The 12,205-nt window shown below is 57.1% G+C and carries 11 protein-coding genes; 6 read left to right on the plus strand and 5 right to left on the minus strand.

What is annotated here, in order from left to right; all coding sequences use genetic code 11:
* The first annotated feature begins 248 nt into the window (after positions 1-248).
* Positions 249-1,586, plus strand: a complete 1,338-nt coding sequence (locus BMW97_RS20585) for an MFS transporter (protein WP_045909045.1) — start codon at positions 249-251, stop codon at positions 1,584-1,586.
* A 34-nt stretch (positions 1,587-1,620) separates the two neighbouring features.
* Here the strand turns inward: BMW97_RS20585 and BMW97_RS20590 are convergent, their stop codons facing one another.
* Positions 1,621-2,358 carry an IclR family transcriptional regulator gene (locus BMW97_RS20590; RefSeq protein WP_025910224.1) on the minus strand — a complete coding sequence of 246 codons (738 nt, stop codon included), beginning with the start codon at positions 2,356-2,358 and terminating at the stop codon, positions 1,621-1,623.
* Between the two features lie 169 nt (positions 2,359-2,527).
* Here BMW97_RS20590 and BMW97_RS20595 point away from each other — a divergent pair, with 169 nt between their 5' ends.
* Both BMW97_RS20595 and BMW97_RS20600 read left to right on the plus strand, forming a co-directional pair.
* Positions 2,528-3,220, plus strand: coding sequence for an RraA family protein (locus BMW97_RS20595; protein WP_090393111.1), 693 nt, complete (start codon positions 2,528-2,530; stop codon positions 3,218-3,220).
* On the plus strand, positions 3,220-4,158 hold the full coding sequence (locus BMW97_RS20600; protein ID WP_045909047.1) for an NAD(P)-dependent oxidoreductase: 939 nt from the start codon (positions 3,220-3,222) through the stop codon (positions 4,156-4,158). Before BMW97_RS20595 ends, BMW97_RS20600 begins: the two co-directional genes overlap by 1 nt.
* Positions 4,159-4,190: 32 nt before the next feature.
* Here BMW97_RS20600 and BMW97_RS20605 read toward each other — a convergent pair whose 3' ends face one another.
* Positions 4,191-5,387 carry a BaiN/RdsA family NAD(P)/FAD-dependent oxidoreductase gene (locus BMW97_RS20605; protein ID WP_045909077.1) on the minus strand — a complete coding sequence of 399 codons (1,197 nt, stop codon included), beginning with the start codon at positions 5,385-5,387 and terminating at the stop codon, positions 4,191-4,193.
* A gap of 228 nt (positions 5,388-5,615) precedes the next feature.
* Here BMW97_RS20605 and pitA point away from each other — a divergent pair, with 228 nt between their 5' ends.
* Complete coding sequence (gene pitA, locus BMW97_RS20610; RefSeq protein ID WP_008503116.1) at positions 5,616-7,115, plus strand: inorganic phosphate transporter PitA; 1,500 nt, start codon at positions 5,616-5,618, stop codon at positions 7,113-7,115.
* A 54-nt stretch (positions 7,116-7,169) separates the two neighbouring features.
* Here the strand turns inward: pitA and uspB are convergent, their stop codons facing one another.
* The gene (gene uspB / locus BMW97_RS20615; RefSeq protein ID WP_003861224.1) at positions 7,170-7,505 is read right to left on the minus strand and encodes a universal stress protein UspB; all 336 of its coding nucleotides are present in this window, start codon (positions 7,503-7,505) and stop codon (positions 7,170-7,172) included.
* Positions 7,506-7,788: 283 nt separating this feature from the next.
* Here uspB and uspA point away from each other — a divergent pair, with 283 nt between their 5' ends.
* On the plus strand, positions 7,789-8,226 hold the full coding sequence (gene uspA, locus BMW97_RS20620) for a universal stress protein UspA (protein ID WP_003861223.1): 438 nt from the start codon (positions 7,789-7,791) through the stop codon (positions 8,224-8,226).
* A 92-nt stretch (positions 8,227-8,318) separates the two neighbouring features.
* Here the strand turns inward: uspA and rsmJ are convergent, their stop codons facing one another.
* Positions 8,319-9,071, minus strand: coding sequence for a 16S rRNA (guanine(1516)-N(2))-methyltransferase RsmJ (gene rsmJ, locus BMW97_RS20625; protein WP_045909048.1), 753 nt, complete (start codon positions 9,069-9,071; stop codon positions 8,319-8,321).
* A 7-nt stretch (positions 9,072-9,078) separates the two neighbouring features.
* Positions 9,079-11,121 carry an oligopeptidase A gene (gene prlC, locus BMW97_RS20630; protein WP_045909049.1) on the minus strand — a complete coding sequence of 681 codons (2,043 nt, stop codon included), beginning with the start codon at positions 11,119-11,121 and terminating at the stop codon, positions 9,079-9,081.
* A gap of 207 nt (positions 11,122-11,328) precedes the next feature.
* Between prlC and BMW97_RS20635 the strand changes: the two genes are divergently transcribed.
* On the plus strand, positions 11,329-12,171 hold the full coding sequence (locus tag BMW97_RS20635) for a 23S rRNA (adenine(2030)-N(6))-methyltransferase RlmJ (RefSeq protein WP_008503119.1): 843 nt from the start codon (positions 11,329-11,331) through the stop codon (positions 12,169-12,171).
* The last annotated feature ends 34 nt before the right edge of the window (positions 12,172-12,205 follow it).

Consider the following 12,205-nt stretch of genomic DNA (forward strand, 5'->3'; position numbering starts at 1 on the left):
CGAAGGGAGAGGAAAAGTTGGTGCAATAATTGCGTTGCGTGATTATTTCTCTGCCAGCACGTCCGGCTTGCGGCTGGTCAGAAGCCTTGAGCGATATCCGCAGCGCACTATCTGTGAGTCACCTCTTATTTACATCATTTAAACCTTCCATTAACTGGATAAAAAGAACGCGCCGTCGCTATAGTGGTTTTGTTTAATAAAACTAAGTTGTACCTAATAAAACAAAGAACACACCCTGCGAGGATACAATGACAGAACATTTACGTAACGGCGCGACCGCCACCGAGGACATAGAAAGAGAGACGATGCGGAAGGTGATCTGGCGTATTCTCCCGTTTCTGATTGTCAGTTACCTGGTCTCGATTATCGATCGCGGGAATATCGGCATGGCTTCGCTGCAGATGAATGAAGACCTTGGCCTCAGCAAAGCGGCGTTTGGCTTCGCCAGCAGCCTTTACTTCGTGGCCTATTTTTTGTTTGAGGTTCCCAGTAACCTGGCCATGCAGAAAGTCGGTGCCCGGCTGTGGATACCGCGCATTATGATCAGCTGGGGCATCGTCTCCATGGGCATGGCGCTGGTTCAAAATACCACCTCGCTCTATATCGTTCGCTTTCTCCTCGGGGCAGCGGAAGCAGGCTTCTTCCCGGGCGTCGTGCTCTATCTGACCTGGTGGATCCCTGCCCGCTACCGCGCGCGCATTATTGCGTCCTTTATGGTCGCCATCCCGCTCGCTAACTTCATCGGCTCCCCGCTTTCCGGGTTGATACTGTCGCTGGATGGCTGGCTGGGTCTTCGCGGCTGGCATCTGCTGTTCATTATTGAAGGCTTACCTGCGGTACTGCTGGGTATTGCGGCCTGGTTTATTCTCCGGGATCGCCCTCATCAGGCGAAATGGCTCGGTGATGAACAGAAAAAGTGGCTGGAAACCACGCTTGAGACCGAGCGGAACCAGCAAAAGAACATTGGACATCAGACGACGTGGCAGTTGCTGAAGCATCGTCAGATCTGGCTGATGGCGCTGATTTACGCGGGCGCATCGTCCGCGGGCACCACGATCAGCGTCTGGTCTCCTCAACTGCTGAAATCTTTCCATCTCGATAACCTTGAGACAGGTCTGTTTAACGCTATCCCTTACGGTCTGGCATCGGTTCTGATGATTGTCTGGGGACGACACTCCGATCGCACCAACGAACGCCGCTGGCATACCGCGCTGACGCTGTTCATGATTGCCGCCGGCGTGTTCGCTGCCTTTGTAAACGTCTCGCTCTTTGCCACTATCGTGATCCTGAGCATTATCCTGACAGGCGCGTATTCTGCGAAAGGGCCTTTCTGGGCGCTGGCATCCGGCTGGATGAGCAGCTCCTCGGCGGCAGCAGGTCTGGCCGCGATTGGCGCCATCGCGAACCTGATTGGCGGGGTGGTCATGGTAAATGCCTACGGCATAATCAGCGAGCAGACGGGCAGCTACACGCTGGCTATGCTTCCGCTGGCCGCGCTGTGCCTGGCTGGAGGTATCGCGGTACTCATTATGGGGCGGCAGGCCCGCAACGCTCAGCTACACGAAAAACAGGTCACGCATTCGTAATGACAGAAGCGGGACACATGTCCCGCTTCTGCGTTTAAAGATTTTCTTCCGCCGCGTCGCTCGTTTCACCAAAGAACTGCTGACAGAAGGGCTTACTGGCTCCCATTTTCTGCGACAGACGGCTGGCCGCCACCTTCATCAAAGGCCCTATCTCCTTCTCACGACGATCTTCCGTCAGCCGTGAGATGGGGCCGGTCAGGGCTAACGCAGCAACCAGCTTGTCGTGAACGCCGAAGACAGGCATTGCAAACGCCGCGGTGTGGGGATCGCGTGCGCCTGACGTGTAGAAAGGGAGTTCAGCGTCTCCCTCTGGCAGGCTCTCATTGAGCCCCCAATGGCGCAAGACCTTACTGATGGCCGAATTATCGAGCGGGAACTGGCTGCCGGGAAGATTGCTGTGTCGCAGGCCGTGCGACGCTTCCGCGCGAAACAGGCAAAGGCGCTGCCCACCCTCCAGCACATACCAGCTGGCACTTTCCTGAGACGCCAGGGAGAGCGCCTGAAGCTCTGGCTGAACCACCCGCGAAAGATGGAAAGATTGTTCATACAGCTTGCCGAGGTAAAGCAGACGTGGGCCAAGCGCATAATTGCCGTCTTCATGCCTGACGACGTAATTCATCCGTTCAAGAGAATTCATCAAGCGGTAAACCGTGGTTTTGTGATAACCCGACAGCTGTGCCAGCGCGGTCAGCGTCAGGCTCTCATCCCCAGGACGGAAGCAATCCAGTAAAGCCAGCGCTTTTTCAACCGCTACAACGCCTTCATTCCCCATCATTATCTCCTTGTTAGCCCGGCAGTGAGTGTACCTCAAATTTTGTGAGTCACTTCGTGTTTACATCACAAACGCCACCTCGGGTCTGGCTAAAAGGAAAGCAACACCGCTATAGTTGTTTTGTTCTGTACACCTGCGTTGTACTTAGTAAAACAATATGGAGGCATTCATGTCCGTTTCTGAAAAAAAACCGATTAATCGCCAGTTCGAACGCGTTTCTGCCGAGGACGTTCGTCGGGCTGCCGAGTATCAGGCAGCCATTCTGGCCGACGTGGCCGGTCGCCGCGGTACGCTTCACGGCCGCATCAAACCGCTGGCTCCTCACATGTCCGTTGCGGGTCCGGCCATCACCGTGGAAGTCCGTCCGGGTGATAATCTGGCGATTCATGCCGCGATGGCGGTTGCGCAACCCGGCGATGTCCTGGTCGTCGATGGCAAAGGCGACCTGAGCTGCGCGCTGCTGGGCGAAATCATGGCCACTCAGGCTCAGGCGAGCGGCATTGCGGGCATCATTATTGACGGCGCTGTACGTGACGCCGATTCCCTGAGCAAAGGTCACTACCCTGTCTTTTCTGCCGGTCTGAACCCCTGCGGCCCGACAAAGTTAATTTCTGGCCGGGTTAATCATCCCATTTCAGTCGCCGGGGCGACGGTTCAGGCCGGGGATCTGGTTGTGGCGGATATCGACGGCGTGGTCGTCATCCCGCGCGGTGAGGTTCAGCAGGTTATCGCGCTGGCAAAAGAAAAGCTGGAGATGGAGACCCGGCGTCTTGCCGCCATCCGTGAAGGCGATTTGCGTCCACACTGGCTTGATGACGCGCTTCGTAAGGCAGGTATGTTAGCTGACGGGGAGACGCTGTGATGGGGGGCAAAGACGTAATTCTGGTTACCGGAAGCGACCTGGCGGAGCAGGCCATGGTGATGCTGCAGGGCTTTGAGGTGGTGTTTGCGGGCCGCCAGCCGACAGAAGATGACCTTATCGCGCTGTGTGAACGACACAATCCCGTGGCGATTCTGGTTCGTTACGGCCGGATCACCGCGAAAGTCATGGATGCCGCCCCGGCTCTGCAGGTTATTTCCAAGCACGGAAGCGGGATCGATGTGATAGACCAGACGGCAGCGGCCGAGCGCAATATCGCCGTCCGCGCGGCCCCAGGCGCAAACGCGGCGGCAGTGGCTGAACATACCTGGGCGCTGATCCTCGCCTGCGCAAAGTCCGTGGTGCCTCTGGACAAGCGGTTACGAGACGGGCACTGGGATAAGGCAACGCATAAATCCATTGAGCTGGAGGGATTAACCCTGGGGCTAATCGGATTGGGCGCTATCGGCTCGCGCGTGGCGACTATTGGTCATGCCTTCGGTATGAAGGTGCTGGCTTACGATCCTTATGCGAAGTCCATGCCCGCCCTGTGCGAACGCGCAGAGACGCTGACCGGACTTCTTTCCCGTTCCGATGTCATCTCTTTGCACTGTCCGCTAACCGATGAGAATCGGGGAATGATCAATAGCGAGACGCTCGCACACTGCAAGCGGAACGCCATTCTGGTCAATACGGCACGCGGTGGACTGATCCACAGTGAATCGTTACTGGCGGCGCTCCGGGATGGCACGCTGCACAGCGCAGCGCTGGACAGCTTTACCCACGAGCCGCTGACGGCGCCGCACCTCTGGCAGTCTGTAGAAAACGTGGTTATTTCACCGCATATCGGCGGCGTTACCGCCGCGTCATACATCAAGATGGGGACCGTGGCCGCGAGCAATATTCTGGCCGTGACGGACGCCACCACCGTCAGCCCGTAAAGCCAAGCGTGACGAGTGGCAGCGCGCTGATATCACTTGTCTTCTGCCAGCGCCTGAGCACATGCCCAGGCACTTGCCCATGCCCACTGGAAGTTGTATCCGCCGAGCCAGCCGGTGACGTCCATCACTTCACCAATAAAATAGAGCCCGGGTACGTTGCGCGCTTCCATGGTGCGGGAAGAGAGTTCATTCGTGTCGACCCCGCCCAGCGTCACTTCCGCGGTGCGGTAGCCTTCCGTGCCGTTTGGCTGCACGCGCCAGTTTGTCAGGGTCTCCACCAGCGTCTCCTGCTCGCGGCTGTTAAGCTGCTTAAGCGACACGTCGGGGATCTGCCCCAGCATCTGCAAACACTCCACCAGACGCTTCGGCAACTGCATTGCCAGGGTGTTTTTCAGGCTTTGATTCGGGTGCGCGGTACGCTGCTCGTTGAGGAACGCATCGAGATCGCAGTCCGGGAGCAGGTTAACCGTGACAAACTCCCCCGGCTGCCAGTAGCTGGAGATTTGCAGAACCGCCGGGCCGGAGAGGCCGCGATGGGTAAAAAGCAGGTTTTCGCGAAACACCGTGCCGTCTTCGGCGGTGATAACAGAGGGAACAGACACGCCAGACAGCGTCTGAAGCTGTTCCAGAAGCGGTTTATGCAGCGTGAACGGCACCAGCCCGGCGCGCGTAGGCAAAACGTTCAGGCCAAACTGTTCGGCAATCTTATAGCCGAACGGGGAAGCGCCCAGCCCCGGCATAGAGAGGCCGCCGCTGGCGATCACCAGATTATCGGCACTGACGGTTTCGCCGTTGAGCTGCAGCGTGTAGCCCTGGTCGTCGCGGGAAACCTCCAGCACCTCGGTGCGCAGGCGCATGACCACGCCGCCCTTCTCGCACTCGGCCACCAGCATATCGACAATCTGCTGCGCGGAGTCGTCGCAGAACAGCTGACCCAGCGTCTTCTCATGCCATGCGATACCGTGCTTACCCACCAGGTCGATAAAGTCCCACTGGGTATAACGCGCCAGCGCAGATTTACAAAAATGACGGTTTTGGCTCAAATAGGCCGCGGGTTCAACATACAGGTTAGTAAAGTTGCAGCGCCCGCCGCCGGACATCAGGATCTTACGGCCTGGCTTTTTACCGTTATCCAGCAGCAGCACGCGACGACCCGCCTGTCCGGCCATTGCCGCACAAAACATACCCGCCGCACCGGCGCCAATTACCACGGCATCAAACCTTTCCACGTCAAAACCCTCTTTGTTAACTGCCGCGGATTGTAAAGTTTCCTCTGTGGTCACACCAGCGTAAAAAGATATTACAAAGCCATTCCATTGAAATTTAAAGAATATCCTTTCAGGCACTTTTCTCAATTCAGGTGGTATGTCAAAAAAAGTCTATATTTCACTTTGCCCGTTGCGCATTTGTCCTGGATAATGCGCCGCGTTCATGTCCTCAAAATGGCGTAACGTCCTATGCTACATTTGTTTGCCGGCCTGGATTTACATACCGGGCTTTTACTCTTGCTTGCTCTGGTTTTTGTACTGTTTTACGAAGCGATCAACGGCTTCCACGACACTGCAAACGCAGTAGCGACGGTTATTTACACTCGCGCAATGCGATCGCAGCTTGCGGTTGTTATGGCGGCGGTATTTAACTTTTTTGGTGTCCTCCTGGGCGGACTGAGCGTTGCGTATGCCATTGTGCATATGCTGCCAACAGATCTGCTGCTTAACGTAAGTTCTGGCCATGGCCTCGCTATGGTGTTCTCAATGCTGCTTGCTGCAATTATCTGGAACCTCGGTACCTGGTATTTCGGCCTGCCTGCATCCAGTTCTCACACCCTCATCGGCGCGATTATCGGTATCGGGTTAACCAACGCCCTCATGACCGGTACATCGGTTGTTGATGCGTTAAATATCCCGAAAGTACTGGGGATCTTTGCCTCTCTCATCGTCTCCCCTATCGTGGGTCTGGTGGTGGCAGGCGGGCTGATCTTCATCCTGCGTCGTTACTGGAGCAATACCAAAAAACGCTCCCGTATTCACCTGACGCCAGCAGAGCGTGAAAAGAAAGACGGCAAGAAAAAGCCGCCATTCTGGACGCGTATCGCCCTGATCATTTCCGCAATCGGTGTCGCTTTCTCACACGGCGCGAACGATGGTCAGAAAGGCATTGGTCTGGTGATGCTGGTACTGATCGGCGTTGCTCCGGCAGGCTTCGTGGTTAACATGAACGCCTCCGGCTACGAAATCACCCGGACCCGTGATGCGGTCAACAACGTTGAAACCTACTTCCAGCAGCACCCTGAGCTGCTGAAAAAAGCGACCGGCGTTGACCAGCTGATTCCGTCTCCGGAAGCCGGTGCTACCACCGCGCCTGGCGAATTCCACTGCCATCCGGCAAACGCGATTAACGCGCTGGAACGTGCCAAAGGCATGCTGGGCAATATCGAAAGTTATGACAAACTGACCGTTGAGCAGCGTGGTCAGCTGCGTCGCATTATGCTGTGCATCTCTGATGTAACGGATAAAGTGGCGAAGCTGCCTGACGTGAATGCTGACGACCAGCGTCTCCTGAAGAAACTGAAAGGCGATATGCTCAACACCATTGAGTACGCGCCAATCTGGATCATCATGGCGGTCGCACTGGCACTCGGTATCGGTACGATGATTGGCTGGCGCCGTGTGGCGACCACCATCGGCGAGAAGATCGGTAAGAAAGGCATGACCTATGCGCAGGGTATGTCCGCGCAGATGACGGCGGCAGTGTCTATCGGTCTGGCGAGCTACACCGGTATGCCGGTATCCACCACCCACGTACTCTCCTCGTCCGTGGCAGGTACCATGATTGTTGACGGTGGCGGCCTGCAGCGCAAAACCGTGACCAACATTCTGATGGCCTGGGTGTTCACCCTTCCGGCATCCATCCTGCTGTCTGGCGGGCTGTACTGGATTTCGCTGAAGCTGATTTAATCGGTTGAAGGCGACAAAAAAGCGGGTCAGGAAACTGACCCGCTTTTTTTATGCTCAGTGCCAAATCATCAATGCAATCATGCTGACCACGACCAGGCCACACAGGGCGCTGGTTAAAATGAACTGACGACGCAGGCGCTCGCAGCGACGGATAAACTCTTCATCGTGATGATCGCGGTAGCGCTGGTAGTAAATATATCCCACCAGACGCATCTGTTTGCTGGGCTGTCCATGCGAGGTGAAGAACCCTCCACCGTCCACATACTGATAAAGCAACGGATCGCAACCACGAAGTACCACTAACAGCGCACGTAACGATGAGAAGTAGCGCGCCATATTCACTATGCAAACCACGCATAACGCCCAAAACAATGCGACGGTGCTAATCATACATCCTCCCCGGCGTCCGCCCACGAAGCAAGGCTTCTGAGCTACCGCACCCCAATGCCCTGACAGACAGTTCAGTGAAAGAATGACCAAAAGTCGATCCGGTTCGCGTTTTAATATCCGAACGGCTCATTTAATAGTGTAGGAGATCCGTTAATTTTTTTGCCACAAGGTTAATCGTTATCAACACCAAAGCTTGAAAAATATGTTTAACTGGGCCGTAATGAAAGCATCAGACGACGGCTTTCCCATTTAGTCATCGATAACTTAAGGAAGGAGTAACACTATGGCTTACAAACACATTCTCATCGCGGTAGACCTCTCCCCGGAGAGCAAAGTGCTGGTTGATAAAGCGGTATCCATGGCACGTCCCTACAACGCGAAAGTTTCGCTGATTCACGTTGATGTGAATTACTCCGACCTCTACACCGGTCTGATCGACGTCAATCTGGGCGATATGCAGAAGCGTATCTCCGAAGAGACGCACCACGCCCTGAGCGAACTGTCCACTAACGCAGGCTACCCGATTACCGAAACCCTGAGCGGCAGCGGCGACCTGGGCCAGGTACTGGTTGACGCGATCAAGAAATATGACATGGACCTGGTGGTGTGCGGTCACCATCAGGACTTCTGGAGCAAGCTGATGTCTTCCGCGCGCCAGCTGATTAATACCGTCCACGTGGATATGCTGATTGTTCCACTGCGTGACGAAGAAGACGAGTAAGTGCAAAAAAGCCCGGTGGCGCTAACGCTTACCGGGCCTACAAGCGGCACTAACTGTAGGCCGGGTAAGGCGAAGCCGCCACCCGGCTTTTTTTATTCCGGCGTGCCTGAGTAGATATCAAACCGGTGCCCTTTGGTGGTCACCGCATTGGTCGTGGCAACGTCCGCCAGCGGCGGCGCATAGTCAGGGCGCTTCACCACCACCCGCTTCGTCGCCAGCTGGCGAGCCGGCGCCAGCAGGCCATCCGCATCCAGATCAGGCCCCACCAGAGACTGAAACACCCGCATCTCTTTCTTCACCAGCGCGCTTTTCTGCTTGTGCGGAAACATCGGGTCGAGATAGACCACCTGCGGGCGCGGGGTGATATCGGTCAGCGCCGTCAGGCTCGAGGCGTGGATCAGCTGCAATCGTTCCTGCAACCACGGGCCGATTTCCGGGTCCGCGTAGCCACGGCTCAGACCGTCGTCGAGCAGGGCCGCCACCACCGGATTACGTTCCACCATCCGCACCCGACAGCCGACAGATGCCAGCACAAACGCATCGCGCCCCAGCCCCGCCGTGGCATCCACCACGTCCGGCAGATAGCTTCCTTTAATCCCAACCGCTTTAGCCACCGCTTCGCCGCGACCGCCGCCGAACTTGCGCCGATGCGCCATGGCACCACCGACAAAATCGACAAAAATCCCGCCGAGCTTCGGTTCGTCGCGCTTGCGTAACTCCAGATGCGCTGTGGTCATCACCAGCGCCATCGGGTTTTCATCATCGTGCTCTAGCCCCCAGCGGGCGGCCAGAACAGATAAGGCACCGTCTCCGGCGCCCGTTTCATCCACTAAGCAGATCTTCACGTAACAATCAGCCTTTGATCCCGTAATGCTCAAGCATCGCATCCAGCTGCGGCTCGCGTCCGCGGAAGCGTTTGAACAGCACCATTGGCTCTTCGGAACCGCCGCGGGTCAGGATATTGTCGAGGAACGACTGGCCGGTTTCGCGATTGAAGATCCCCTCTTCTTCGAAACGAGAGAAGGCATCCGCAGCCAGCACGTCGGCCCACAGGTAGCTGTAGTAACCTGCCGCGTAACCGCCTGCAAAGATATGGCTGAACGCGTGCGGGAAGCGGCCCCAGGTTGGCCCAGGAATAACGGCAACCTGCTTTTTAATCTCGGCCAGGGTTTCAAGAATTTTCGCGCCCTGCTCCGGGCTGAACTCGGCGTGCAGGCGGAAATCGAACAGGCCGAACTCCAGCTGACGCAGGATAAACATCGCCGCCTGGTAGTTCTTCGCTGCCAGCATTTTATCCAGCAATTCTTTCGGCAGCGGTTCGCCGGTCTCATAGTGACCGGAGATAAACGCCAGCGCGTCCGGCTCCCAGCACCAGTTTTCCATAAACTGACTCGGCAGTTCGACCGCATCCCACGGCACACCGCTGATACCGGCCACGCCTGCGGTTTCGATGCGGGTCAGCATATGGTGCAGACCGTGTCCGAACTCGTGGAACAGGGTGATCACTTCGTCGTGAGTAAAGAGCGCAGGTTTGCCGTTCACCGGACGGTTGAAGTTACAGGTCAGGTAGGCGACCGGCTTCTGCAGCGAACCGTCTGCTTTACGCATCTGGCCCACGCAGTCGTCCATCCACGCCCCGCCGCGCTTGTTCTCACGCGCGTAGAGATCGAGGTAGAAGCTGCCGCGCAGTTCGTTTTTCTCGTCATACAGTTCGAAGAAGCGCACGTCCGGGTGCCAGACGTCGATATCGGTACGCTCTTTGGCGGTGATGCCATAGATGCGCTTCACCACTTCAAACAGGCCGTTAACGGCTTTGTTTTCCGGGAAATACGGGCGCAGCTGCTCGTCGCTGATGCTGTAGAGGTGCTGCTTCTGTTTTTCGCTGTAGTAAGCAATGTCCCACGGCTGCAGTTCGTCCACGCCGAACTCCGCTTTCGCGAAGGCGCGCAGCTGGGCCAGCTCTTTTTCACCCTGTGGACGGGCGCGTTTCGCCAGATCGGTCAGGAAGTCGAGCACCTGCTGCGGATTTTCCGCCATTTTGGTGGCGAGGGATTTATCGGCGTAGTTTTCGAAGCCCAGCAGTTGGGCCAGCTCGTGGCGCAGGGCGAGGATTTCCGCCATGACCGGGCTGTTGTCCCACTTACCGGCATTCGGCCCCTGATCGGAGGCGCGGGTGCTGTAGGCGCGGTACATCTCTTCGCGAAGCGCCTGGTTGTCGCAGTAGGTCATCACCGGCAGATAGCTCGGGATATCCAGAGTTAGCAGGAAGCCGTCCCGCTCTTTCGCCTCGGCCTGCGCTTTTGCCGCCGCCAGAGCGCTTTCCGGCATGCCGGAAAGCTCCGCTTCGTCGGTGATCAGCTTCGTCCAGCCCATGGTGGCGTCGAGCACGTTGTTGCTGTACTGGTTGCCCAGCTCGGACAGGCGCGCGGCGATTTCACCGTAGCGGGTCTGCTTCTCTTTTGGCAGGCCAATCCCGGATAGCTCAAAATCACGCAGGGCGTTATCGACTGATTTTTTCTGCGCCGTGTTCAGTTCGGCATAATGGTCGCCGTCGCGCAGGTCGCGGTAGGCTTTGTAGAGCCCTTCGTGCTGGCCGACCCAGGTGCTGTACTCAGAGAGCAGCGGCAGGGTTTGCTCGTAGGCTTCGCGCAGCTCCGGGCTGTTTTTTACCGAGTTCAGGTGGCTCACCGGGGAGAAGATGCGCCCCAGCACGTCGTCCACTTCGGCCAGCGGCTGACACAGATTTTCCCAGGTGTACGGCGCGCCCTGCGCTACCACGCTTTCTACCGCCGCGCGGCAGTTGTCCAGCGATTGCGTAACGGCTGGAACCACATGCTCGGGGAGGATTTTAGAAAACGGCGGCAACGAAAAAGGCGTCAGTAATGGATTGGTCATAAACGCTGTCCTGTTGAATAAGATGAATGAAGCGCGCATCCGGCGCTGTGCATATGCGATCTAGAATGGGGTTAAGTGTAGAGGATTTCAATGCCGGACGTTGTCGAAAAGAGCCCGGTGGCGCTGCGCTTACCGGGCCTACGGGTAATCTGCGCCGTTCTGCTGTAAACTGTGGCAAATCGTCAATTCAGCGGAATATCATTACCCATGCTCAGTTATCGCCACAGCTTCCACGCAGGCAACCACGCCGACGTCCTTAAACACACCGTTCAGAGCCTGATCATCGAATCGCTCAAAGAGAAAGAGAAGCCGTTTCTCTATCTGGACACCCACGCGGGCGCGGGCCGTTATCAGCTGAGCGGTGAGCATGCCGAGCGTACCGGTGAATATCTGGAAGGGATCGCCCGCATCTGGCAGCAGGACGACCTGCCTGCCGAGCTGGAGCCGTACATCGGCGTGGTGAATCACTTCAACCGCAACGGCCAGCTGCGCTACTACCCTGGATCCCCGCTGATTGCCCGCCAGCTGCTGCGCGAGCAGGACAGCATCCAGCTGACCGAGCTGCACCCGAGCGACTTCCCGCTGCTGCGCTCTGAATTTCAGAAAGACAGCCGCGCCCGCGTGGAAAAAGCCGACGGCTACCAGCAGCTGAAAGCCAAGCTGCCGCCGGTCTCCCGTCGTGGCCTGGTGCTGATCGACCCGCCGTACGAAATCAAAACCGACTATCAGGCGGTGGTGACCGGTATCCACGAAGGCTACAAACGCTTCGCCACCGGGACATACGCCCTGTGGTATCCGGTGGTGCTGCGTGCGCAAATCAAACGCATGATCAAAGACCTGGAAGCCACCGGCATCCGCAAAATTCTGCAGATCGAGCTGGCGGTACGTCCGGACAGCGACCAGCGCGGCATGACCGCCTCGGGCATGATCGTCATTAACCCGCCGTGGAAGCTCGAAGCGCAGATGAACAACGTGCTGCCGTGGCTGCACAAAACGCTGGTGCCAGCCGGTACGGGCCATACCTCCGTCAGTTGGATCGTGCCGGAGTAATCGCAGCCATCGGTGGAAACTATTGATTTCAGGT

The organism is Enterobacter sp. NFIX58, from assembly GCF_900110475.1.
Taxonomy (GTDB): Bacteria; Pseudomonadota; Gammaproteobacteria; order Enterobacterales; family Enterobacteriaceae; genus Enterobacter; species Enterobacter quasiroggenkampii.

What these genes read in the sequence shown, in the direction of transcription:
- BMW97_RS20585 (WP_045909045.1), top strand. Translation starts at nt 249, where the DNA reads ATGACAGAACATTTACGTAACGGCGCGACCGCCACCGAGGACATAGAA.
- BMW97_RS20590 (WP_025910224.1), bottom strand. Translation starts at nt 2,358, where the DNA reads ATGGGGAATGAAGGCGTTGTAGCGGTTGAAAAAGCGCTGGCTTTACTG.
- BMW97_RS20595 (WP_090393111.1), top strand. Translation starts at nt 2,528, where the DNA reads ATGTCCGTTTCTGAAAAAAAACCGATTAATCGCCAGTTCGAACGCGTT.
- uspB (WP_003861224.1), bottom strand. Translation starts at nt 7,505, where the DNA reads ATGATTAGCACCGTCGCATTGTTTTGGGCGTTATGCGTGGTTTGCATA.
- BMW97_RS20635 (WP_008503119.1), top strand. Translation starts at nt 11,329, where the DNA reads ATGCTCAGTTATCGCCACAGCTTCCACGCAGGCAACCACGCCGACGTC.
- prlC (WP_045909049.1), bottom strand. Translation starts at nt 11,121, where the DNA reads ATGACCAATCCATTACTGACGCCTTTTTCGTTGCCGCCGTTTTCTAAA.
- pitA (WP_008503116.1), top strand. Translation starts at nt 5,616, where the DNA reads ATGCTACATTTGTTTGCCGGCCTGGATTTACATACCGGGCTTTTACTC.
- BMW97_RS20600 (WP_045909047.1), top strand. Translation starts at nt 3,220, where the DNA reads ATGGGGGGCAAAGACGTAATTCTGGTTACCGGAAGCGACCTGGCGGAG.
- uspA (WP_003861223.1), top strand. Translation starts at nt 7,789, where the DNA reads ATGGCTTACAAACACATTCTCATCGCGGTAGACCTCTCCCCGGAGAGC.